20 protein-coding genes are annotated in these 21,382 nt (G+C 58.0%); 6 read left to right on the top strand and 14 right to left on the bottom strand.

Translation table 11 applies throughout. From position 1 onward, the window contains the following. Nucleotides 1–26: 26 nt before the first annotated feature. Genes creC through creA form a run of 3 tightly spaced genes read right to left on the bottom strand, consistent with a single transcriptional unit; the run spans nucleotide 27 to nucleotide 2,625 of the window. Complete coding sequence (creC, locus tag FHC48_RS16045; protein WP_059364566.1) at nucleotides 27–1,451, bottom strand: two-component system sensor histidine kinase CreC; 1,425 nt, start codon at nucleotides 1,449–1,451, stop codon at nucleotides 27–29. Next, nucleotides 1,451–2,140 carry a two-component system response regulator CreB gene (gene creB, locus FHC48_RS16040; protein WP_021240572.1) on the bottom strand — a complete coding sequence of 230 codons (690 nt, stop codon included), beginning with the start codon at nucleotides 2,138–2,140 and terminating at the stop codon, nucleotides 1,451–1,453. The genes creC and creB overlap by 1 nt, the downstream gene beginning before the upstream one ends. A 14-nt stretch (nucleotides 2,141–2,154) precedes the next feature. Further along, nucleotides 2,155–2,625 (bottom strand): protein CreA, encoded by a 471-nt coding sequence (gene creA, locus FHC48_RS16035; RefSeq protein WP_021240573.1) that lies wholly within the window; start codon nucleotides 2,623–2,625, stop codon nucleotides 2,155–2,157. 211 nt (nucleotides 2,626–2,836) lie between these two features. Here creA and robA point away from each other — a divergent pair, with 211 nt between their 5' ends. Then, nucleotides 2,837–3,706 (top strand): MDR efflux pump AcrAB transcriptional activator RobA, encoded by an 870-nt coding sequence (robA, locus tag FHC48_RS16030; protein ID WP_059364563.1) that lies wholly within the window; start codon nucleotides 2,837–2,839, stop codon nucleotides 3,704–3,706. On the opposite strand, the gene gpmB is transcribed toward robA, so the two are convergent. After that, on the bottom strand, nucleotides 3,703–4,350 hold the full coding sequence (gene gpmB, locus FHC48_RS16025; RefSeq protein ID WP_008502057.1) for a 2,3-diphosphoglycerate-dependent phosphoglycerate mutase GpmB: 648 nt from the start codon (nucleotides 4,348–4,350) through the stop codon (nucleotides 3,703–3,705). The genes robA and gpmB overlap by 4 nt on opposite strands. 50 nt (nucleotides 4,351–4,400) lie before the next feature. On the opposite strand from gpmB, the gene yjjX reads away from it, so the two are divergent. Beyond that, nucleotides 4,401–4,916, top strand: coding sequence for an inosine/xanthosine triphosphatase (yjjX, locus tag FHC48_RS16020; RefSeq protein ID WP_008502058.1), 516 nt, complete (start codon nucleotides 4,401–4,403; stop codon nucleotides 4,914–4,916). On the opposite strand, the gene trpR is transcribed toward yjjX, so the two are convergent. Continuing rightward, nucleotides 4,913–5,239 (bottom strand): trp operon repressor, encoded by a 327-nt coding sequence (gene trpR / locus FHC48_RS16015; RefSeq protein ID WP_021240574.1) that lies wholly within the window; start codon nucleotides 5,237–5,239, stop codon nucleotides 4,913–4,915. The two genes, yjjX and trpR, sit on opposite strands and share 4 nt — an antisense overlap. A gap of 55 nt (nucleotides 5,240–5,294) precedes the next feature. Further along, nucleotides 5,295–7,232 (bottom strand): murein transglycosylase, encoded by a 1,938-nt coding sequence (sltY, locus tag FHC48_RS16010; RefSeq protein ID WP_059364561.1) that lies wholly within the window; start codon nucleotides 7,230–7,232, stop codon nucleotides 5,295–5,297. 227 nt (nucleotides 7,233–7,459) lie between these two features. Here sltY and ettA point away from each other — a divergent pair, with 227 nt between their 5' ends. Then, complete coding sequence (gene ettA, locus FHC48_RS16005) at nucleotides 7,460–9,127, top strand: energy-dependent translational throttle protein EttA (protein WP_021240576.1); 1,668 nt, start codon at nucleotides 7,460–7,462, stop codon at nucleotides 9,125–9,127. Nucleotides 9,128–9,219: 92 nt separating this feature from the next. On the opposite strand, the gene FHC48_RS16000 is transcribed toward ettA, so the two are convergent. Continuing rightward, nucleotides 9,220–10,119 (bottom strand): LysR family transcriptional regulator, encoded by a 900-nt coding sequence (locus FHC48_RS16000; RefSeq protein WP_045335628.1) that lies wholly within the window; start codon nucleotides 10,117–10,119, stop codon nucleotides 9,220–9,222. Nucleotides 10,120–10,227: 108 nt separating this feature from the next. Here FHC48_RS16000 and FHC48_RS15995 point away from each other — a divergent pair, with 108 nt between their 5' ends. Continuing rightward, a complete protein-coding gene (locus tag FHC48_RS15995) occupies nucleotides 10,228–11,229 on the top strand; it encodes a zinc-binding alcohol dehydrogenase family protein (protein WP_059364559.1) in 1,002 nt (333 codons plus the stop codon). 90 nt (nucleotides 11,230–11,319) lie between these two features. Here the strand turns inward: FHC48_RS15995 and nadR are convergent, their stop codons facing one another. The 3 genes from nadR to serB form a co-directional block, all read right to left on the bottom strand. After that, complete coding sequence (gene nadR, locus FHC48_RS15990) at nucleotides 11,320–12,552, bottom strand: multifunctional transcriptional regulator/nicotinamide-nucleotide adenylyltransferase/ribosylnicotinamide kinase NadR (protein WP_015572616.1); 1,233 nt, start codon at nucleotides 12,550–12,552, stop codon at nucleotides 11,320–11,322. A gap of 35 nt (nucleotides 12,553–12,587) precedes the next feature. Then, nucleotides 12,588–13,973 (bottom strand): DNA repair protein RadA, encoded by a 1,386-nt coding sequence (gene radA / locus FHC48_RS15985; protein WP_003856523.1) that lies wholly within the window; start codon nucleotides 13,971–13,973, stop codon nucleotides 12,588–12,590. A 74-nt stretch (nucleotides 13,974–14,047) separates the two neighbouring features. Further along, nucleotides 14,048–15,016: a phosphoserine phosphatase gene (gene serB / locus FHC48_RS15980; protein WP_008502066.1), complete on the bottom strand. Its 969-nt coding sequence runs from the start codon at nucleotides 15,014–15,016 to the stop codon at nucleotides 14,048–14,050. 117 nt (nucleotides 15,017–15,133) lie between these two features. Here serB and FHC48_RS15975 point away from each other — a divergent pair, with 117 nt between their 5' ends. Beyond that, on the top strand, nucleotides 15,134–15,778 hold the full coding sequence (locus FHC48_RS15975; protein ID WP_008502067.1) for a YtjB family periplasmic protein: 645 nt from the start codon (nucleotides 15,134–15,136) through the stop codon (nucleotides 15,776–15,778). A gap of 39 nt (nucleotides 15,779–15,817) precedes the next feature. Beyond that, entirely contained in the window at nucleotides 15,818–16,834 is a 1,017-nt protein-coding gene (gene lplA / locus FHC48_RS15970) for a lipoate--protein ligase LplA (RefSeq protein WP_039023920.1), read from the top strand. A gap of 85 nt (nucleotides 16,835–16,919) precedes the next feature. Here the strand turns inward: lplA and deoD are convergent, their stop codons facing one another. The 4 genes from deoD to deoC all read right to left on the bottom strand — a co-directional run bounded on the left by deoD (nucleotide 16,920) and on the right by deoC (nucleotide 21,223). Continuing rightward, the gene (deoD, locus tag FHC48_RS15965; RefSeq protein WP_003856538.1) at nucleotides 16,920–17,639 is read right to left on the bottom strand and encodes a purine-nucleoside phosphorylase; all 720 of its coding nucleotides are present in this window, start codon (nucleotides 17,637–17,639) and stop codon (nucleotides 16,920–16,922) included. A 103-nt stretch (nucleotides 17,640–17,742) separates the two neighbouring features. After that, nucleotides 17,743–18,966, bottom strand: coding sequence for a phosphopentomutase (gene deoB, locus FHC48_RS15960; protein WP_014882457.1), 1,224 nt, complete (start codon nucleotides 18,964–18,966; stop codon nucleotides 17,743–17,745). Nucleotides 18,967–19,019: 53 nt separating this feature from the next. Continuing rightward, nucleotides 19,020–20,342, bottom strand: coding sequence for a thymidine phosphorylase (gene deoA, locus FHC48_RS15955; RefSeq protein ID WP_032635526.1), 1,323 nt, complete (start codon nucleotides 20,340–20,342; stop codon nucleotides 19,020–19,022). A 101-nt stretch (nucleotides 20,343–20,443) separates the two neighbouring features. Next, complete coding sequence (deoC, locus tag FHC48_RS15950) at nucleotides 20,444–21,223, bottom strand: deoxyribose-phosphate aldolase (RefSeq protein ID WP_003856543.1); 780 nt, start codon at nucleotides 21,221–21,223, stop codon at nucleotides 20,444–20,446. Between the last annotated feature and the right edge of the window lie 159 nt (nucleotides 21,224–21,382).

Here is a 21,382-nt window from a genome sequence, read left to right as displayed (position 1 = left end):
CCAGGCTGTGTGGGGGCAGTTTGAAGTTATGTGAAGGGACGGTGAAGTGTCAGCGTGGCCATCACGCCACCTTCATCACGATTGCGCAATGTAACCTCTCCCTGATGCAGACGCGCCACCTCCTGGACAAACGCCAACCCGAGCCCGCTGCTCTTCAACCCGTTCTCGCGCGGCAGGGAATAAAAACGCTCAAAAATTCGCTCCAGCGCATAATCCGGGATCCCGTTTCCGCTGTCGGTGACGAGAAGCTGTATCTGCCCGTGCACCTCCCGGGCCGCCAGTTCAATAGCACCGCCCTGCGGGGTAAAATCGATAGCGTTATCCAGCAAATTGCCGAGCGCCTGTTCGAGCAGATCGGGATCGCCTTCAACATGAAGCGAAGCGGGCTGGAGGGTCAGCGCAATCTCTTTTGCCGCCAACACCGCCGAGCGCGCATCGGCAAGCCGCGTAAACAGCAGATCGACGCGGACGGTCTGAGGCGTAATCTCGACCCGATTTTCAAGCCGCGCCTGAGTGAGCAGTTTTTCAACCAGCGACTGCATACGCGCGTTTTGCACCAGAATATTATCGATAAACCGCGCGGTCACCTGCGGCGGTGGCTGCTCGGAGAGAATTTCTGCCGCGCCGCGTATAGCGGCGATGGGGCTTTTCAGCTCGTGGGTCAGCGCATGGACATAGCGTTCAATGTAGTTTTTCCCTTCAAGGCGAATGCGCATATTCTCCAGCGCCTGGGCCAGCTTGTGCAGTTCGCTGCTGCCAGGATTAGGCAGCGGGAGAGGTGTATCCGTGGTCACCGAGTCGGCATAGCGCGATAACGTACCGATAGATCGATTGATCCACCATGCCACAACGAGGCCAATCAGCAGGGCAATGCCGAGCAGCGCCCCGCCTGCCCACAGTATCCGTCGCTCGCTGCGGTGAATCACCGGCGCCATCGCGCTGTTCGGTTTCCCCACGGACAGCACGCCGATAATCTTGCCCTGATCCACAACCGGCGCGGCAACATACATCACCGTGCTATCCGGATCGTCGGGATGGCTCTGGGTACTGCGCGCGCCGTATTCGCCGCGAAGCGTCAGCCAGACATCGTTCCAGCGCGAGTAATCTTGCCCCACGGCCAGACCGGCGGAATCAAACACGACGCGGCCCTGCGCATCGGTCATGTAGACGTGATACTCGTTACGCACTTTATGGATCCCGCCGATATTGGCGCGGAAAGGGCGCTGATGAAGCTGGGAAAAGGCCTGTGCCAGCTTGCCCTGCTGCGCATGACCCGAAAGCAAATCATCACGTCCGATTTCGGCCAACAGGGTCGCGGTATCGATTAACGTGTCCTCGGTTGCCCTGCGCACGCCGGGCTTCACTTCCTGAACAAAGATCGACAGCACAAACCACGCGGCAATGGCCACGATGAGGAAATATCCCAGCAACAACCGCATCCCAATGCGCATCAGTAAAGGCCCAGACTGTAGCCCATACCGCGATGGGTGCTGATGGGGGACAGTTCCTCGTTCACCGCCCGCAGCTTGGCGCGCAGGGTTTTGATGTGGGTGTCCACGGTACGATCGAAGCTGTCGCCGTCTTCACCCCATACCTTGTCCATGAGCTGCTGACGCGAAAAGACCCGCCCGGGTGCCTGTAACAAGGTTTTGAGCAGCAAGAATTCGTAGCGGGTCAGGGGCAGTGCTTCCCCGCACCAGCTGATTCGCGCGGCAGGTTCGTTCAGTTCAAACTGCCCGATACGCAACGTTTCTGACGGTACAGCGGATTTTTGCATGCGCCTCAAAATCGTCCGCACCCGGGCGCAGACTTCACGAGGGGAGAAAGGTTTCGCAACGTAGTCATCAGCGCCCATTTCCAGGCCAAGCAGCTTATCGACTTCATCACTGCGCGCCGTCAGAAACAGCACAGGCAGCGAGGGATGCTGCGCCAGCAGCCGACGGCAAAGCTCAAACCCGCTGATGTCGGGCAGTCCGACATCCAGAATGGCGAGCGCCGGAACCTGCCGCCGCGCCTCCTCCAACACGGGTAAGCCGCGTTCAAACGCCTTTACCGCGAATCCTTCCTGCTGAAGCATGTAGATCAGCGTATCGGCGATACTGGTTTCGTCTTCAACCAGCCAGACCACAGGTTGTTGCATGATTCATCCCTGAATTACTGCCACGGCATAATCGGCACCGCGCTGATCGCGTTTTTCGGTGAACCTTCCACCACTTTGTCGGAATAGGCCAGGTAAGCCAGCGTATTGCGTTTGGCATCATAGAAACGCACAACCTGCAGCTTTTTGAACACCAGCGAGGTTCGTTTCTGGAATACCACGTCGCCCTGCGCTTTGCCGTTTTTAATTTTATCGCTCAATTCAACCGGGCCCACCTGCTGACAGGAGATCGCCGCATCGGAGGTGTCTTCCGCCAGCCCCAGACCGCCCTTGATACCGCCCGTTTTCGCACGGCTGACATAGCAGGTGACGTTTTTCACGTCCGGATCGTCAAACGCCTCCACCACGATTTTGTGGTCCGGGCCAAACATTTTGAACACGGTGTCGACAGAACCAATCTGTTCCGCCTGTGCGACGCGCCCGGCCATCAACATCAGCGCGGTGAAGAGCAAAGTCTTGTATTTCATATTGTTACCATTCTTTAAAATTACACTGAGCGATTATTCAACACTTTAGACAAAAATGTAGCAAGATCACAGGATTAGAATATATTTACCCATAATGCCCTACAAAAAGCATGAAAGCGCAAAAAAAACACTGAATGCTAAAACATCAAAAAATGCTATTATCCGCTAACCTGTTATCAGGCACCTGCTGTTTTAAGGATGAGGATAGTATATGGATCAGGCTGGAATTATTCGCGACCTGCTCACCTGGCTGGAAGGTCATCTCGACCAGCCTTTGTCACTGGATAATGTGGCGGCTAAAGCAGGCTATTCCAAGTGGCATCTGCAAAGGATGTTCAAGGATGTCACCGGTCATGCTATCGGGGCCTATATTCGCGCACGTCGTTTATCGAAATCTGCTGTGGCTCTGCGCCTGACCGCGCGCCCGATTCTGGATATTGCCCTGCAATATCGTTTCGATTCGCAGCAGACCTTCACCCGCGCCTTTAAAAAACAGTTCTCGTTGACGCCAGCGCTGTATCGTCGCTCGCCTGACTGGAGCTCGTTTGGCATGCGTCCGCCGCTGCGTCTGGGCGAGTTCGCGATGCCGAAGTATGAAATTATTACCCTGCCGGATACCCATCTGATCGGCACGACGCAGAGCTACTCCTGTTCGCTGGAGCAGATTTCCGAGTTCCGTCATCAGATGCGCGTCCAGTTCTGGCGCGACTTCCTGAGCCACGCACCGGCGATCCCGCCTATTCTGTATGGTCTCAACGAAACGCACCCAAGCCAGGAAAAGGACGACGAGCAGGAGGTGTTCTACACCACCGCGCTGACGCCAGAGATGGCCAATGGCTACATTCAGGGTTCAAAACCTGTCGTGCTGGAAGGCGGTGAATACGTGATGTTCGCCTATGAAGGGCTGGGAACGGGCGTTCAGGAGTTCATCCTGACCGTTTACGGAACCTGCATGCCGATGCTGAATCTGAATCGCCGTAAAGGTCAGGACATTGAGCGCTACTACCCGGCGCAGGATGCCAAACCGGAAGAAGGCCCCATCAATCTGCGTATGGAATTCTTGATTCCGATACGTCGTTAACGCTGCAGTTCGTCAAGCGCAGGGGCATCGAGATGCGAAATGTCCCCTGCCATCTCCACCACCCAGCCTGACGCCAGCCACGCGCTCTCCTGATAATCAATTCGGGAAATAGAGCAGTTGCGCAGACGCAAACGGCGCTCAGCGTAAGCCGGTAGTCCCAGAATGGTGCTCACCAGGCATCCCAACGCAATCCCATGACTCACCAGCAGCGGACGGCTTCCTGCCGGGAGCTTCAGGCATTCCGCCAGGGCGGCATGCATACGTACGCTGAGCTCCTGCATGGATTCGCCCTCAGGAATACGGCCATCTTCGGTACCGTTTACCAGCGTGCGGCGCCAGCCCTCTTCCGTTTCCGTCAGCGTATCGATATGGCGTTTTTCCAGCACGCCCATATCCAGCTCGCGCAGGCGCGGCTCAAGCATGACGTCACAGCCGCAGGCGTCCGCGATGATGCGCGCCGTCTGCTGTGTGCGACCTAAGTCGCTGGTAATCACGTGGGTAATGCCCAGCGTTCTGGCGCGTTCCGCCACCTGCCACGCTTGCTGCACACCCTTCTCAGTGAGAGGACTGTCTGACTGGCCTTGAATACGTCGCTCAGCGTTCCACTGCGTTTCACCGTGGCGAACAAGGTATACCTGTAACATGCTTTTTTTCCGTTATACTGCGATGAGTTTTTTTTGAATCGAGCTTAATTATGCACCATGTTGTCTCTGCTACCACTAATCCTGCCAAAATTCAGGCAATTCTAAGGGCATTTGACGAGATCTTCGGCGCAGGATCCTGCCATATTGAGGCCATCGGCGTCGAGAGTGGCGTCCCTGAACAGCCGTTTGGCAGCGAGGAAACGCGCGCTGGCGCACGAAATCGCGTGGCAAATGCCAGAGCTGCGGCCCCGGATGCGGACTTTTGGGTGGCGATTGAAGCCGGTATCGACGAAGGCGCAACCTTTAGCTGGGTGGTGATCGAAAGCCGCGAGCAGCGCGGCGAGGCGCGTTCGGCCACCCTGCCCCTGCCGGAGATCATTCTGGAAAAAGTCCGCGCGGGTGAAGCGCTTGGGCCGGTGATGTCGCAGTACACCGGCATTGATGAGATTGGCCGTAAAGAAGGAGCGATTGGCGTCTTTACCGCCGGTGCGCTGACGCGTTCAGGCGTTTATCACCAGGCGGTGATCCTGGCGTTAAGCCCGTTCCATAACGCGATCTATCGTTAGGCGTTTTTCAGCAATACCGCTTCCAGCCACTGGCGCAGCTCAACGGGTGCCGACTTCAGGCTGTTCGATCCGCGGGTAATCGTTGCGATGCCCGCGCCGAGCTCATTTTTCAGCTCGCGCTGGCTCATCTCGCCGCGCAGCAGCTCTTCAATGATGCGCACGCGCGTGCCCAGCGCCTCACGCTCGTCCGGCGTGAGCATCAGCTGCATCAGGGGTAAATGCAAATCCTGCTCGTAAGACTGGCGAAGCAGCTCCACAAAACGAAGCCACTCCTGATGACGTTGTTCGGCCATTGCCGAGGAATACGGGGAATGCTGGGTCATGTTATGCTGCCTCTTGTACTCTTTAGCGAGTACAGCATAACACAACCCACGCCGATCAGTAACGTCTCTGCCACTCGGCATCGCTCATCAGGGTATCTTTCTGCCCCATGAAGTAGCGATAGTAGGCGTCATAAGCCAGCACGTTCTTCACGTAGCCGCGCGTTTCCGAGAACGGGATGCTCTCGACAAACGCCACGGCGTCGATGCGTCCGGCGCTGTTGCCGAGCCAGGTGCGCACGCGACCCGGCCCCGCGTTATACGCCGCCGACGAGAAGATGCGGTTGTTGCCGAACTGCTGATACACATACTGCAGGTAGCTGGTACCGATGTTGATGTTGGTATCCGGATCGAGAAGCTGTGACGGGCTACTGTATCCAGGGATGTTAAACATCTTCACCGTGTGCGTCGCCGTTCCCGGCATAATCTGCATCAGGCCGCTGGCGCCCACCGGGGAACGGACTTTCGGGTTCCAGGCGCTTTCCTGACGGGCAATCGCCATCGCGTAACTTTGCGGGATATCTTTGCCGCTGGTGTAACGATCGAACAGATCCTTGTAAGCCAGCGGGAAACGCTCTTCGAGATGATCCCACAGCTTACCGGCGATCGTCGCCTGCACGCTCAGATCCCACCAGTGGTTATCAAACGCATAGCGGGCAAGCTGAGCTTTTTCATCGGTGGTGCGGCTGGTCACCAGATTCGCCCACTCGCTGCGCGCGGTGTTGTCCATATTCCAGTACATCAGCTCGCGAACGCGCGCCATTTCTGGCCCCTGGGTCAGCGCCGGATTCGCGTTAGCGGGCGCTTTATCGATGCGGAAGGTGTACTCCTCGCCCAGGCGCTGCGCGGCCGCCATCGGGTAGAACCCGCGCTGCTGCATCAGCGTATGAAGAATTTCTTTGGCCTCATCATCACGACCGCGCTCCAACAGCAGATCGGCCTGCCAGTAGCGCCATTCGTCTTTCTCCTTGGCCTCCATAGGCAACCGGGCGAGCCAGGTATTGAGCCCACGACGGTCGCCCGTACCCAGCGCCATGCGCACGCGGCGTTCCACCAGCGACGTGGAGTTCGAACGCATAATCGCATCGTCTCGCCAGCGCGCCTGCTCGTCGGTCACATCGGTGCCCATCAGTCGCCACGCCACGATATCGCGCAGCTCCTGCGTTTGCTCCTCATTAAGCTGCTGCGCCTGCACCAGCTGCGGGATCATCAGCCGCGCGTTTTCCACATCGTCACGCGCCACGCTGGCAAAAGCCACCGCCGCCATCTGGCGGGTAAAATCGGTCGCGCCCGTACTGCGGGCAAAGGTCAGCACGCTGTTGGGATCGTTTGCCAGCGAGATAACTGCCGTGGAGATAGTCTGGTAATCGGACGGCATCTGCCCCGCCAGCGCAGTCACCAGACGCGTATTACCGGCTTTCATCGCCAGGCGGATACGCTCGAGGTAGGACAGCGGATCCTGCTTGCCGGAAGCACGCCACGCGCCAAACAGGGAATCACAGGCGTTCGGCTGGTTTTTCCCGGTCAGCCAGAGCTCTTTCGCCCCGGCCCAGGCCTCTTCCTGCTGGCCGGTCGCCCATTTTGCGTAGTAGTAGTTACACTGCGCTTCGGTGGTATTCGGCTTTTCAGGGCTAAACGCCAGCAGCCCGCGCCAGTCTTCACGTCGCGCCAGTTCGTTCACAAAACGAGACTGAAGATTCCGGGCTGGCGGCAGGGTCGGGTTCGCCTGAATGAAGTTATTCACGGTAACGGTGGGTTGATTCATGAGATCGTCCGTAATTTGACGATACTCCAGATACGGATACAGCGGATAATCCTTGAGCGTCGGCATCAGCGCCTGCACGGTATCCATCTGCTTGTTGTCCCATGCCTGCTTAATCTGGGCATACCGGTTACGTTGTTCATCCAGTGAATCGGCATGCACCGCCTGGCTTACCGCCATTACGCATACGCTGGCAGCCAGCAGACGCCAGATCACCCGTTTGGCTTTTTCCACAAGCTCTTCCTCATTGTTTTTTCGTCAATTGCAGCGTCTTGCCACGTCAAAGTCTCATTAACTTATGCTAACCAGGCATCCTGCAACGCGCCACGTCATGGACACTTTTTTACCTTTCTTGCGCGTTTTAACACTCCCGACGTTCCTGGCTGGGATTAGGGCGGGAAAAAGGCTACACTTCGAGGCTGAAATTCCTTCTCATTACGATAAAAGAGGCGAAGTCCAACGTGGCTCAATTCGTTTATACCATGCATCGTGTCGGCAAAGTTGTCCCGCCGAAACGTCATATTCTTAAAAATATCTCGCTGAGCTTCTTCCCGGGCGCAAAAATCGGTGTTCTGGGTCTCAACGGTGCCGGTAAGTCCACCCTGCTGCGCATCATGGCCGGCATTGATACAGACATCGAAGGTGAAGCCCGTCCGCAGCCTGGCATCAAGATTGGTTACCTGCCGCAGGAACCTCAGCTGAACCCGGAACACACCGTTCGCGAATCCGTTGAAGAAGCGGTGTCCGAAGTGGTTAACGCCCTGAAAGGTCTGGATGAAGTGTATGCCAAATATGCCGAACCGGATGCGGACTTCGACAAGCTGGCCGCACAGCAGGGCAAGTATGAAGAGATCATCCAGGCGCACGACGGTCACAACCTGAACGTGCAGCTGGAGCGCGCGGCGGATGCCCTGCGTCTGCCGGACTGGGATGCAAAAATCGCGAACCTCTCCGGGGGTGAACGCCGCCGCGTGGCGCTGTGCCGCCTGCTGCTGGAAAAACCAGACATGCTGCTGCTCGACGAACCGACTAACCACCTGGATGCGGAATCCGTGGCGTGGCTGGAGCGCTTCCTGCACGACTTCGAAGGCACCGTTGTGGCGATTACCCACGACCGTTACTTCCTCGACAACGTCGCCGGCTGGATCCTGGAGCTGGACCGCGGTGAAGGTATTCCGTGGGAAGGCAACTACTCCTCCTGGCTGGAGCAGAAAGATCAGCGTCTGGCTCAGGAAGCGTCTCAGGAAGCGGCGCGCCGTAAGTCTATCGAGAAAGAGCTGGAGTGGGTGCGTCAGGGCACGAAAGGCCGTCAGTCTAAGGGCAAAGCCCGTCTGGCACGCTTTGAAGAGCTGAACAACACCGAATACCAGAAACGTAACGAAACCAACGAACTGTTTATTCCACCTGGAGCTCGTCTGGGGGATAAAGTGGTTGAAGTGACCAACCTGCGTAAGTCCTACGGCGACCGCGTGCTGATCGACGATCTGACCTTCTCCGTACCGAAAGGCGCTATCGTGGGCATCATCGGTCCGAACGGCGCGGGTAAATCGACCCTGTTCCGCATGATGTCCGGTCAGGAACAGCCAGACAGCGGCTCTATCACCCTGGGTGAGACCGTGAAGCTGGCCTCCGTTGACCAGTTCCGCGACGCGATGGATAACAGCAAAACCGTGTGGGAAGAAGTCTCCGGCGGTCTGGATATCATGCGTATCGGCAACACCGAGATGCCAAGCCGCGCCTACGTTGGCCGCTTTAACTTCAAAGGCACCGACCAGGGCAAACGCGTGGGCGAGCTGTCCGGCGGTGAGCGCGGACGTCTGCACCTGGCGAAGCTGCTGCAGGTGGGCGGTAACGTTCTGCTGCTCGATGAACCAACCAACGACCTGGATATCGAAACCCTGCGCGCGCTGGAAAACGCCCTGCTGGAGTTCCCGGGCTGTGCAATGGTTATCTCGCACGACCGCTGGTTCCTCGACCGTATCGCGACCCACATTCTGGACTACCAGGATGAAGGTAAAGTGGAGTTCTTCGAAGGTAACTTCACCGAATACGAAGAGTACAAGAAACGCACGCTGGGCGCCGACGCGCTGGAGCCGAAGCGTATTAAGTACAAGCGTATTTCTAAGTAAGTGCCCAAAAGCCGGGTGGCGCTCACGCTTACCCGGCCTACGGTTCTGCGCTGTTTGTAGGCCGGGTAAGGCGAAGCCGCCACCCGGCTTTTTTATTTACCCACGTAATACCGCTTCACCTCATCAAACTGCATTGCAAAGTCGATATAGCTCATCAGCGCGGGTGAGTTGAGCTTACGGCTCGGATAGGCCAGCCACAGGTCGTTTCCTTCAACGTTCCACTCCGGCAGTACCTGCACCAGCGCCCCTTTCTCGACCTTATCTTCCAGCAAAAAAGCCGGAAGGAGCGTAATCCCCGCACCGGCAATCGCACATTCGCGGGCGTATACCAGGTTATCGGTCATGTGCGCGTTATCCGGCAGGTAGCGGTAATCCTCGCTCTCGCTTCGCAGAAGCCACTCCGACCAGGCTCTGTGCGTAATGCTGCGGTGCTCCACCAGCTGACGGGGATGCGTTAGCGGCCCACGGCGCACCAGATAGTCCGGCGAGGCCAGCATGTAGCGCGGGCAGTGCCCGATCATGCGGCCAATCAGGGAGGAGTCCTGCGGCTTGCCGGTACGCAGCGCCACGTCAAAGCCGGCCTCAACCAGATCCACCACGTCATCAGAGATCGACACGTCCAGCGAAACCTCGGGATAGCGAAGCTGGAACTCGGCATTCATATGCGCCAGCAGCGTCGCGCCAATCCCCGCCGGGCAGGTGATGCGCAGCCGCCCGCTGGGGTTTTCGCGCAGGCGCTGGATGGCGTACTCCGCCCGCTCGCTGGCCGCCAGCATTTCGCGGCAGTGCACCAGATAGTGCTCACCCGCAAACGTCAGGTTCAGCCTGCGCGTGGTGCGGTTAAGCAGGCGAATGCCCACCTGCTGCTCCAGCTGGCTAATCCGCTGGCTCACGCTGGATTTTGGCAGCTCCGCCTTCTGGGCTGCCGCGGTAAAGCTGCCCATCTCGGCCACCAGCGCGAATAGCGCCATATCCTGCAGCTGTTTAAACATGATTGTTCATCCTGTACGAACGCTGAGTTCTTAATTGTCCATCTTATCACGCAGATGGCCACTTAATAGACTAGCCTCAACAAAACGCATGCCATTGAGGAGCACACCATGTCAGTTAAAGCCATCGCCGTTAACCCTGAAAATCCCTCTACTTTCATTGAAATCACTCCACCGATGCCGCAGCCCGGCGAGCACGATCTGCTGGTGGAGGTGAAAGCCGTCTCCGTTAACCCGGTCGATACCAAAGTCCACGCGGGCATTGCTAAGAGCGGGCTGAACGAGCCGCGTATTCTCGGATGGGATGCCAGCGGGATCGTCAAAGACGTTGGGGCTGGCGTGACCGGATTCAAACCGGGAGATGAAGTGTGGTACGCAGGCGACATCACCCGTCCGGGCAGCAACACCACACATCAGCTGATCGATGCGCGCATTGTCGGGCACAAACCGTCAAGCCTCGGCTGGGCGGCTGCCGCCGCGCTGCCGTTGACCGCGCTCACCGCGTGGGAAGGCCTGTTTGAACGGCTGAACATTCAGGACGCCGGTGCGGACAAAACCCTGCTGATCGTCGGCGGTGCGGGCGGGGTGGGATCGCTGGCGATCCCGTTTGCGAAGCACAACAGCAAGGTAAAGGTGATCGCAACCGCGTCCCGTGAAGATTCCGCCCGGTGGTGCCGCGATCGCGGTGCAGATGTGGTGGTGAACTACCGCGATCTGAAAGGCGAACTGGCGAAGCACGGGCTGACCTTTGTGGATTACATTTTCATCCTCAACGACACCGACGGGCACTGGGATGCGGTCAGCGACCTGATTGCACCGCAGGGGCATATCTGTTCTATCGTGGAGAATGAACACCCGCTGAACCAGGACAAGCTGAAGTCCAAATCCGCCGCGCTGCACTGGGAATTTATGTACACCCGCAGCATGTACCAGACCGCTGATATGGCGCGTCAGGGTGAGATCCTCAATGAGGTGGCGAAGCTGGTGGATAACGGCGTGGTGGAAAGCTCACTGAGTGAAACGCTGCACGGGCTGAGCGTGGAAAGCATTACCGAGGCGCAACGCAAGGTGCTGGACGGGCATATGCGTGGGAAAGTGGTGGTTGAGTTCTGAGTGGACTGATTCCCTCACTCCGGCCCTCTCCCAAAGGGAGATTAAAGTCCCCTCTCCCTTTGGGAGAGGGTTAGCGTGAGGGGAAAGTTATTAACCCTGCTCCCCCATCATCTCCTTCACCAGTTCGACGCAGCGCAGGAAACGGGAGTCGTAATCCGACTCTTCCACATGCACGAACTCAACGTTGTTTTCGTTGAGCATCTCCACCAGCATGGTCTGGAATTCCCGCCTGTCGACGGAGCTGCCGAGGCTGCGCATGCCGTCGGCCACCCACGGGGTGTTGTTTTCCAGCAGGATCACCAGGTCAAAGCGGTATTCGTCAATCAGCGCCTGCACAAACGGGTGCTCGCGCCCCTCGTACTTTTTGCAGAACGCCTGGGTGGTGACAAAATCGGTATCGATGAACGCCACCTTGTTGGCGTATTTCACCGCGAAATCAATGTACTGAGCGTGACCGAGCGCGATTTTGTCGTAGTCGGAATACTGCAGCGCCATCTCATCGCCGCCCAGATGGGAAAAGACATAGTCGCGGCCATACTCCCACGCGCTGGTGGTGTTGAAGATGTTCGCCAGCTTGTTGACCAGCGTCGATTTACCGCTCGACTCGCCGCCCAGGATCGCGACGGTGCGCACGAAGAACGGCTTCACTTCGGTCGGAATGTAATCCCAGTAGCGGAACGGGTTTTCGCGGATCTGCGCCCCGCTGATGTTCATAAAGGTGCGTTTCGGGTCGATCAGCACCGTCTCGATGCCCAGATGCTCGCGGAACTGCGGCGCGTCGGACTCTTCAGAGGTGTAGATCCAGTTCGGCGCAATGCCCTTCTCTTCCATAAACGCTTTGATGCCGTTGCTCCACACGTCCCAGCCGTGCGGGTACGGCTCCATACCCTCTTCGTTAAAGGCATGAATGCGAATGTTTTTCTGGTACTTGAAGGTCTGAAGCAGCCAGCGCAGACGGTCCGGCACGGTCGGCTGCTGCGACATGGCGCTGTCTTCAAACAGCTGACGATCGCGGGTTTCGTCGTACCCCATGATGATGTGCAGCTCGTCCACCTGGCTACAGGCGCGCTGGATCAGATAGATATGCCCGGTATGCAGCGGGTAAAACTTGCCAAACACCACGCCGATGTTCTTTTGCATACGCGGGAATTCCAGCCCCAGAAAGCGGTGCAGCGCTTCCAGCTTCTGCGCGCTGGGGCTTTTGATTTTGGCGTTCAGCAGTTGGCTCAGGTAGCCTTTGGTCATGCCGCTGGCGTCTGCCACCTGCTGCAACGTGCAGCCTTTCTGGCGGATAGCGGTCTTGATGTAGTCAAATGATGACATAAATTACGGTGCCTCCTGCAAAATCGAATACGTAATTATAAGTCGTCAAAGACATTTAACGCATCTGCGAGTTTCTTCACGCCAAAGACCTGCATCCCTTCCGGGATTTTTTTCGGCACGTTGGCAGCGGGAACGATAGCCCGACGGAAACCGTGTTTTGCCGCCTCGGAGATACGCTCCTGGCCGCTCGGCACCGGACGGATTTCCCCGGCGAGGCCCACTTCGCCAAAGACGACCAGATCCTGCGGCAGCGGTCTGTCGCGCAGGCTGGAGACCATCGCCAGCAGCAGCGCCAGGTCAGCGCTGGTCTCGGTGACTTTGACGCCGCCGACCACGTTCACGAAGACGTCCTGATCCGCCATCTGCAGCCCGCCGTGACGGTGCAGGACCGCCAGCAGGATTGCCAGGCGGTTCTGTTCCAGACCGACCGCCACGCGCCGCGGGTTGCCCATCATCGAGTGATCCACCAGTGCCTGAATTTCGACGAGCAGCGGGCGCGTCCCTTCCCACAGCACCATCACCGAGCTGCCGGAGGTGATCTCATCTCCCCGGCTCAGGAAGATGGCCGACGGGTTGCTGACTTCGCGCAGCCCCTGTTCGGTCATGGCAAACACGCCCAGTTCGTTAACCGCCCCAAAGCGGTTTTTATGGCTGCGCAGGGTACGGAAGCGAGAGTCCGCGTCGCCGTCGAGCATCACCGAGCAGTCGATACAGTGTTCGAGTACCTTCGGTCCCGCCAGCGAGCCGTCTTTGGTCACGTGGCCGACCATCACAATCGCCACGCCGCGCGTTTTGGCAAAGCGCGTCAGGTAGGCCGCGGTTTCACGCACCTGCGCGACGCTGCCCGGCGAGGACTGGATGTCCGCCATGTGCATCACCTGGATGGAGTCGATCACCATCAGCTTCGGCTGCTCTTCTTCGGCGATCATGCAGATCTGCTCGATGCTGGTTTCCGACAGCATATTCAGATTGCCGGTCGGCAGGCCCAGGCGGTGCGCGCGCATAGCAACCTGCTGGAGTGATTCTTCGCCCGTGACGTACAGGGTTTTCATCTGTTCGGCGAGCTTGCAAAGCGTTTGCAGCAGCAGAGTCGATTTACCCGCACCCGGGTTACCGCCGATCAGGATCGCGCTGCCCGGCACCACGCCGCCGCCGAGCACGCGGTCAAATTCCTTGAAGCCGGTGGAGAAGCGCGGCAGCGCCTCCAGGCTGATGTCTGAAAGTTTTTGTACCTTCGACACGCCTGCATTGCCCGCATAGCCACTCAGGCGTTCATTGCGCGCCACGCTCGGCGAAGCCGCCACACCACGCACTTCGGTGATGGTGTTCCAGGCATGGCAGGCGCTGCATTGCCCCTGCCAGCGCGGATAATCCGCACCACATTCATTACAGACAAATGCGCGTTTTGGAGCTTTCGCCACGGTTTACCTCGTTATTTCTCTGCGGCCTGCGAGCCGGGTGGCGCTTACGCTTACCCGGAGTACAAAGCAGACCGTTATTTCTGATTAAGGCTGCCGGAGAGAATGCAGAACACCCCCATCAGGTCAGCGTGACGGATAGTCACTTCCGTCTTTTCATTCACTTTTGGCTTGGCATGGTAGGCAATGCCCAGGCCGGCCGCTTTGATCATCGGCAGGTCGTTCGCGCCGTCACCGATGGCGACGGTCTGGACAACCGGAATTTCATATTTTTCCGCGAGGCGCGTCAGCGTATTGGCTTTGTACTGGGCATCCACAATATCGCCGATCACCTGACCGGTCAGCTTGCCGTCCATAATCTCCAGCTCGTTGGCCACCACGGTGGTCAGATGCAGTTTTTCCCGCAGATAATCCGCGAAGAAGGTGAAGCCACCGGAGGCGATCGCCACCTTCCAGCCGAGGGACTGCAGCTTCAGCACCAGCTGCGTCAGCCCGGGCATCAGCGGCAGCACGTCGCGCACCTGGCGCAGAATGTTGGCATCGGCCCCTTTCAGGGTCGCCACGCGCTGTCGCAGGCTGGCGGTGAAATCCAGCTCGCCGCGCATCGCACGCTCGGTGACTTCAGCCACCAGCTCGCCGCTGCCCGCCAGCTTCGCAATTTCGTCGATACACTCGATCTGAATGGCGGTAGAGTCCATGTCCATGACCAGCAGGCCAGGCGTTTTCAGGTGCGGAATTTTACCCAGCGGTGCGACATCCAGCCCGGCGTCATGCGCCAGGCGCGTGGCGCGCTGGGTCAGAGAGCCCGCCAGGCGAATGACCTGGTAGTCTTCCACGCACCAGGCGGCGACGATGACCATCGCGGCCCCCAGTTTGGTTTGATATTGGGTCAGGCGTTGCTTATCCAGACCGCGTCCATACAGCAGCCAGCCGCTACGACCGGCGTGGTAATCCAGAGGCATCACCTCATCGCCACTTAAAGAGAGCGGCAATCCTGGCCATAAAGAGACATCCGTTGGCAGGTCACACCAGGTAATGTTCGGCATTAAAGCTCCTGTAATTTCGTTCGCGCCGGAAGGTTGCAGAGGGAAAATAACGCATGAGGCTACCCTGTAACCATCACTTCTGGCAACATTAAGCCGTAAATTTTCAGCAGGTGGAATATGGCTCGCGCAAAACTGAAATTCCGGCTCCATCGCGCCGTGATTGTCCTTTCCTGTCTCGCACTCTTAGTGGTGCTGATGCAAGGGGCATCGTGGTTTAGCCAGAACCATCAACGGCAACGCAACCCGCAGTTTGAAGAGCTGGCCCGCACGCTGGCACGCCAGGTCACGCTCAACGTCGCGCCGTCCATGCGTAACGAAACGCCTGACGAGAAGCGGATAGGCCAGGTTTTACGCCTGCTCACGGAGAACAGCCGCATTCTTGATGCCGGTGTCTATGATGAGCAAGGCAACCTGATTGCCCGCGCGGGTGAGCACGTCGACGTGCGAGACAGGCTGGCGCTGGACGGCAAAAAAGCCGGCGGCTATTTCAACCAACAGCTTGTTGAACCTATTCAGGGGAAGAATGGCCCGCTGGGCTATCTGCGCCTCACCCTCGATACCCACACCCTGCCCACTGAAGCCAAACAGGTCGATAATACCACCAATATTCTGCGCCTGATGCTGCTGCTTTCACTCGCCATCGGCGTTGTGCTGGCGCGTACTCTGCTTCGGGGCAAGCGCACGCGCTGGCAGCAATCCCCGTTCCTGCTGACCGCCAGCCGGTCAGTCCCCGAAGACGAAGAGAGCGAGAAGAAAGAATAGTGATAAAGTAGGCGGATGATTCGGAAAAGGAACTCTGCCATGTCGACGTTACGCCTGCTTATCTCTGACTCTTACGATCCCTGGTTTAACCTGGCGGTGGAGGAGTGCATCTTCCGCCAGATGCCTGCCACCCAGCGCGTACTGTTTCTCTGGCGCAATGCCGATACGGTGGTTATTGGTCGTGCGCAAAACCCGTGGAAAGAGTGCAACACCCGCCGTATGGAAGAAGACAACGTCCGTCTGGCGCGCCGCAGCAGCGGCGGCGGCGCGGTATTCCACGATCTGGGCAATACCTGCTTTACCTTTATGGCGGGCAAACCGGAATACGACAAAACCATCTCAACGTCCATCGTCCTCAACGCGCTCAATTCGCTCGGCGTGACGGCGGAAGCCTCCGGACGTAACGATCTGGTGGTCAAAACGCCCGATGGCGACCGCAAGGTATCCGGCTCTGCCTATCGCGAAACGATGGATCGCGGATTCCACCACGGCACCCTGCTGCTGAACGCCGATCTCAGCCGTCTGGCTAACTACCTTAATCCAGATAAGAAAAAGCTACAGGCTAAGGGCATCACCTCCGTGCGCGGGCGCGTGGCGAATCTGGTGGAACTGCTGCCCGGGATTACTCACGAGCAGATTTGCGATGCGATTCGTGAAGCCTTCTTCGAACATTACGGCGAGCGGGTAGAAGCTGAAGCGATCTCCCCTGACAAAACACCGGACCTGCCCAACTTCGCGGAAACCTTTGCGCGCCAGAGCAGCTGGGAGTGGAACTTCGGTCAGGCCCCTGCCTTTTCCCATCTGCTGGACGAACGGTTTACCTGGGGCGGCGTGGAGCTGCACTTCGACGTGGAGAAAGGCCATATCACCCGCACGCAGGTCTTTACGGATAGTCTCAATCCGGCACCGTTAGAGGCGTTAGCCGCTCGTCTGCAGGGCTGTTTGTATCGGGCGGATATGTTGCAGCAGGAGTGTGATGCGCTGATCGGCGATTTTCCGGAGCAGGAAAAAGAGTTAAGGGATTTGTCAGCATGGGTTGCACAGGCCGTGCGCTAGTAAAAAAGCCCGCTTGCGCTGCGCTTAGCGGGCTTACAAAACCGTAGGCCGGGTCAGGCGAGGCCGCCACCCGGCATAACAGCTCTTACTCTTTATCGCCCAGCAGAACGGATTCCAGCGCGATTTTGATCATGTCGTTGAAGGTGGTCTGACGCTCGGCAGCGGTAGTCTGCTCGTGGGTACGGATATGGTCAGATACGGTGCAGATGGTCAGCGCTTTCGCACCGAATTCAGCCGCTACGCCGTAGATACCGGCCGCTTCCATTTCCACGCCCAGGATGCCGTATTTTTCCATCACGTCGAACATGTCGCCTTCTGGCGAGTAGAACAGATCGGCAGAGAACAGGTTGCCCACGCGCGCGTCAACGCCCAGCGCTTTTGCCGCGTCAACCGCGTTACGCACCATGTCAAAGTCAGCGATGGCCGCAAAGTCATGATCCTTAAAGCGGATGCGGTTGACTTTAGAGTCGGTACACGCGCCCATGCCGATCACCACGTCACGCAGCTTAACGTCCATACGCACCGCACCGCAGGAGCCCACGCGGATGATTTTCTTCACACCGAAATCGGTGATCAGCTCTTTGGTGTAGATGGAGCAGGATGGGATACCCATGCCGTGGCCCATAACGGAGATTTTGCGGCCTTTATAAGTACCCGTGAAGCCCAGCATGCCGCGAACGTTGTTCACTTCACGCACGTCTTCCAGGAAGGTTTCTGCAATGTGCTTCGCGCGCAGCGGGTCGCCCGGCATCAATACGACGTCAGCGAAATCACCCATTTCTGCATTAATGTGAGGAGTTGCCATCTTCAGTTCCTTTTAACTTGTTGTTTTTGCCGGGTGGCGGCTACACCTTACCCGGCCTACAAAACCGTAGGCCCGGTAAGCGAAGCGCCACCGGGCAATGACATCAGAACATGGCCTTGCCATATTCCATGTCAGACGTACCAAAGTATTTCGCCAGGGTCTGGCCAATGTCCGCGAAGGTTTCACGGTGACCCAGCGAACCCGGCTTCACTTTCGGGCCGTACACCAGCACCGGAATGTGCTCACGGGTGTGATCGGTACCGGTCCAGGTTGGATCGCAGCCGTGGTCCGCGGTCAGGATCAGAATGTCATCTTCACCCACCAGCTCCATCAGCTCCGGCAGGCGGCGGTCGAACAGCTCAAGACCCGCAGCATAACCCGCTACGTCGCGACGGTGACCCCAGGATGAGTCGAAGTCGACGAAGTTGGTGAAGACAATGGTCTTGTCGCCCGCTTCTTTCATCTCTTTGATGGTGGCATCGAACAGCGCATCGAGTCCGGTCGCTTTGACCTTTTTGGTGATGCCGCAGTTAGCGTAGATATCCGCGATTTTACCTACAGAAACCACGTGGCCGTCTTTCTCATCGACCAGCTTCTGCAGCACGGTTGGCGCCGGCGGCTCAACGGCCAGATCGTGACGGTTACCGGTACGCTGGAAGTTACCCGCTTTGTCACCGATAAACGGACGCGCGATCACGCGGCCAATGTTGTAGCCGCCTTCGGTCAGCTCTTCACGGGCGATTTCGCACAGCTCGTAGAGTTTATCCAGGCCAAAGGTCTCTTCGTGGCAGGCAATCTGGAACACGGAGTCAGCAGAAGTGTAGAAAATCGGCTTGCCGGTTTTCATATGCTCTTCGCCGAGCTGGTCAAGAATCACGGTACCGGAGGAGTGGCAGTTGCCGAGGTAACCCGGCAGGTTGGCACGCTTCACCAGCTTATCGAGCAGCTCCTGCGGGAAGCTGTTCTCGTGATCGGAGAAGTAACCCCAGTCGAACAGCACCGGCACACCGGCGATTTCCCAGTGGCCAGACGGGGTGTCTTTACCGGAGGAGAGCTCGTGCGCCCAGGCATAGGCGCCCACGACTTCCGCATTGCCGTCCATACCGGCTGCGATTTTACCGGTAGAACCTTCATGTGCTTTCACCAGCCCGAGGCGGGTCAGGTTAGGTAGAGTCAGAGGGCCTTTACGACCGTTATCCGCTTCGCCTTTCGCACAGGCTTCCGCGATGTGACCCATGGTATCGGAACCCACGTCACCAAAACGTTCCGCATCTTCGGTTGCGCCGATGCCGAATGAGTCCAGCACCATAATAAATGCACGTTTCATAATTGTTCTCCGTACGTAGTGCTTCAAAAATTATCGATCAGATCAGTATACCGCTATTCGGTGATACGGCGATAGACAGTCGGTGTGGTTTCCGGCGCTTTATTGTCAAGCGTAATGGCCGCCTTCACCGCTTTCGCCGCTTCCTGCCAGCTGGCTTCATCTTTGGCGTGGATCACCGCCAGCGGACGTTGGCCGTCAACGCTGTCGCCCAGACGGGCCATATCGGTGAAGCCGACGCTGTAATCAATGGTATCTGACGCCTGACGACGGCCGCCGCCCATAGACACGACCGCCATACCCAGCGCGCGGGTATCCATTGCCGAGACAAACCCTTCGCTGTCGGCATACACCGCTTTGCTGAGCGTCGCGGTCGGCAGGTACTTCGCATAGTTTTCGACGAAGTCGGTTGGGCCTTTCTGCGCCGCAACCATGCGGCCAAAGATCTCCGCCGCTTTGCCGTTGTCCAGCACCGCCTGTAGCTTCGCGCGGGCGTCGGCGTCGTCTTTGGCCAGTTTGCCGGAGATTAACATCTCCACGCACAGCGCCATGGTGACGTCGAACAGACGCGGGTTGCGGTATTCCCCCGTCAGGAACTGGACGGCTTCACGCACTTCGACGGCGTTACCGGCGCTGGAAGCCAGCACCTGGTTCATGTCGGTGAGCAGTGCGGTAGTGCGCACGCCCGCGCCGTTGGAGACGCCAACGATCGCTTCGGCCAGCGCCTCAGAGAGTTCATAGGTTGGCATAAACGCGCCGCTGCCTACCTTCACGTCCATCACCAGCGCGTCCAGCCCTTCTGCCAGCTTCTTCGCCAGGATAGAGGCGGTGATCAGCGGGATGGAGTCTACGGTCGCGGTAATGTCACGCGTCGCGTAGAAACGCTTGTCAGCCGGAGCAAGAGAGCTGGTCTGGCCGATAATCGCCACGCCAACGTCTTTAATAATGTCGCGGAAGCGGTTGTCATCCGGGAAGATATCGAAGCCCGGAATGGCTTCCAGTTTGTCGAGCGTACCGCCGGTGTGGCCCAGGCCGCGCCCGGAGATCATCGGAACGTAACCGCCACAGGCTGCCACCATGGGGCCAAGCATCAGGGAGGTCACGTCGCCCACGCCGCCGGTGGAGTGTTTATCCACAATCGGGCCGTTAAGGTTGAGGCTTTTCCAGTCCAGAACGGTTCCTGAATCTCGCATCGCCATGGTCAGCGACACGCGCTCAGGCATCGACATATCGTGGAAGAAAATGGTCATCGCCAGAGCCGCAATCTGCCCTTCTGAGACGGTGTTATCACGAATGCCGTTGATGAAGAAGCGGATCTCTTCGTCGCTTAATGCATGACCATCACGTTTTTTACGAATAATTTCTTGTGCGAGAAACACGGTAACCCCCATGAGGAATCGGGTGAATGGTGGCGGGTACGGTTTACCCGACCACGATCCGGGTAGGCCGGGTAAGCGTAGCGCCACCCGGCAATTCAAACTTAGTAGCTGCTTGCGCTCTTACCGTCGCCGTGACCCAGCGCCTTCAGCAGGCTGGCCAGCAGGCTGGACGCACCGAAGCGGTAGTGACGGGAATCGGCCCAGTCGGCGCCGAACAGCTCGTCGGCAATCGCCAGGAACTGCTGCGCGTCTTCCGCGGTACGCACGCCGCCCGCAGGTTTGAAGCCCACGGTTTTGGACACGCCCATGTCGCGGATCACTTCCATCATGATGCGCGCGCTTTCCGGGGTCGCATTTACCGGTACTTTACCGGTAGAGGTTTTAATGAAATCCGCACCGGCTTTGATGGAGATTTCAGAGGCTTTACGAATCAGCGCCTCTTCTTTCAGCTCGCCGGTTTCGATGATCACTTTCAGCAGCACGTTTGCCGCCGCACACGCGTCTTTACAGGCCTTCACCAGGTCAAAACCGACCTGCTCGTTGCCGGCGATCAGCGCGCGGTACGGGAACACCACGTCCACTTCGTCTGCGCCGTAGGCAATCGCCGCGCGGGTTTCTGCCAGCGCAATCTCGATATCATCGTTGCCATGCGGGAAGTTAGTGACGGTTGCAATGCGCACGTCCGGGGTGCCCTGCTCTTTCAGCGTCTTACGGGCAATCGGGATAAAGCGCGGGTAGATACAGACGGCTGCGGTGTTGCCCACCGGCGTTTTCGCCTGATGGCACAGGGCGATGACTTTCTCATTGGTGTCGTCATCGTTCAGGGTAGTCAGGTCCATCAGTTTCAACGCGCGCAGGCTGCTTGCAGTTAAATCGGTCATAACATTCTCCAACGGCAGTGCCGTATAAATTTTACCTTGCGGGTCTGTGAGTATTCTAACATCCACCCGCATCCACACTTCGACATTCATCACAGTTAATGAAAACTGCGTGCAAATTTGCATTACTGTAATGCGATCTTCTTCAAACTTCTGCGTGCA

The sequence above is a fragment of the Enterobacter sp. EC_50 genome, from assembly GCF_019584525.1.
Taxonomy (GTDB): domain Bacteria; phylum Pseudomonadota; class Gammaproteobacteria; order Enterobacterales; family Enterobacteriaceae; genus Enterobacter; species Enterobacter roggenkampii.
Note: the sequence above shows the minus strand (reverse complement) of the source record. Positions and strands in the feature narration are given on the sequence as shown.

Excerpts from the sequence above, each read along its gene's own strand:
- creC (WP_059364566.1), bottom strand. The coding sequence starts at position 1,451 with ATGCGCATTGGGATGCGGTTGTTGCTGGGATATTTCCTCATCGTGGCC.
- creB (WP_021240572.1), bottom strand. The coding sequence starts at position 2,140 with ATGCAACAACCTGTGGTCTGGCTGGTTGAAGACGAAACCAGTATCGCC.
- creA (WP_021240573.1), bottom strand. The coding sequence starts at position 2,625 with ATGAAATACAAGACTTTGCTCTTCACCGCGCTGATGTTGATGGCCGGG.
- robA (WP_059364563.1), top strand. The coding sequence starts at position 2,837 with ATGGATCAGGCTGGAATTATTCGCGACCTGCTCACCTGGCTGGAAGGT.
- gpmB (WP_008502057.1), bottom strand. The coding sequence starts at position 4,350 with ATGTTACAGGTATACCTTGTTCGCCACGGTGAAACGCAGTGGAACGCT.
- yjjX (WP_008502058.1), top strand. The coding sequence starts at position 4,401 with ATGCACCATGTTGTCTCTGCTACCACTAATCCTGCCAAAATTCAGGCA.
- trpR (WP_021240574.1), bottom strand. The coding sequence starts at position 5,239 with ATGACCCAGCATTCCCCGTATTCCTCGGCAATGGCCGAACAACGTCAT.
- FHC48_RS16000 (WP_045335628.1), bottom strand. The coding sequence starts at position 10,119 with ATGTTTAAACAGCTGCAGGATATGGCGCTATTCGCGCTGGTGGCCGAG.
- FHC48_RS15995 (WP_059364559.1), top strand. The coding sequence starts at position 10,228 with ATGTCAGTTAAAGCCATCGCCGTTAACCCTGAAAATCCCTCTACTTTC.
- nadR (WP_015572616.1), bottom strand. The coding sequence starts at position 12,552 with ATGTCATCATTTGACTACATCAAGACCGCTATCCGCCAGAAAGGCTGC.
- serB (WP_008502066.1), bottom strand. The coding sequence starts at position 15,016 with ATGCCGAACATTACCTGGTGTGACCTGCCAACGGATGTCTCTTTATGG.
- FHC48_RS15975 (WP_008502067.1), top strand. The coding sequence starts at position 15,134 with ATGGCTCGCGCAAAACTGAAATTCCGGCTCCATCGCGCCGTGATTGTC.
- lplA (WP_039023920.1), top strand. The coding sequence starts at position 15,818 with ATGTCGACGTTACGCCTGCTTATCTCTGACTCTTACGATCCCTGGTTT.
- deoD (WP_003856538.1), bottom strand. The coding sequence starts at position 17,639 with ATGGCAACTCCTCACATTAATGCAGAAATGGGTGATTTCGCTGACGTC.
- deoB (WP_014882457.1), bottom strand. The coding sequence starts at position 18,966 with ATGAAACGTGCATTTATTATGGTGCTGGACTCATTCGGCATCGGCGCA.
- deoC (WP_003856543.1), bottom strand. The coding sequence starts at position 21,223 with ATGACCGATTTAACTGCAAGCAGCCTGCGCGCGTTGAAACTGATGGAC.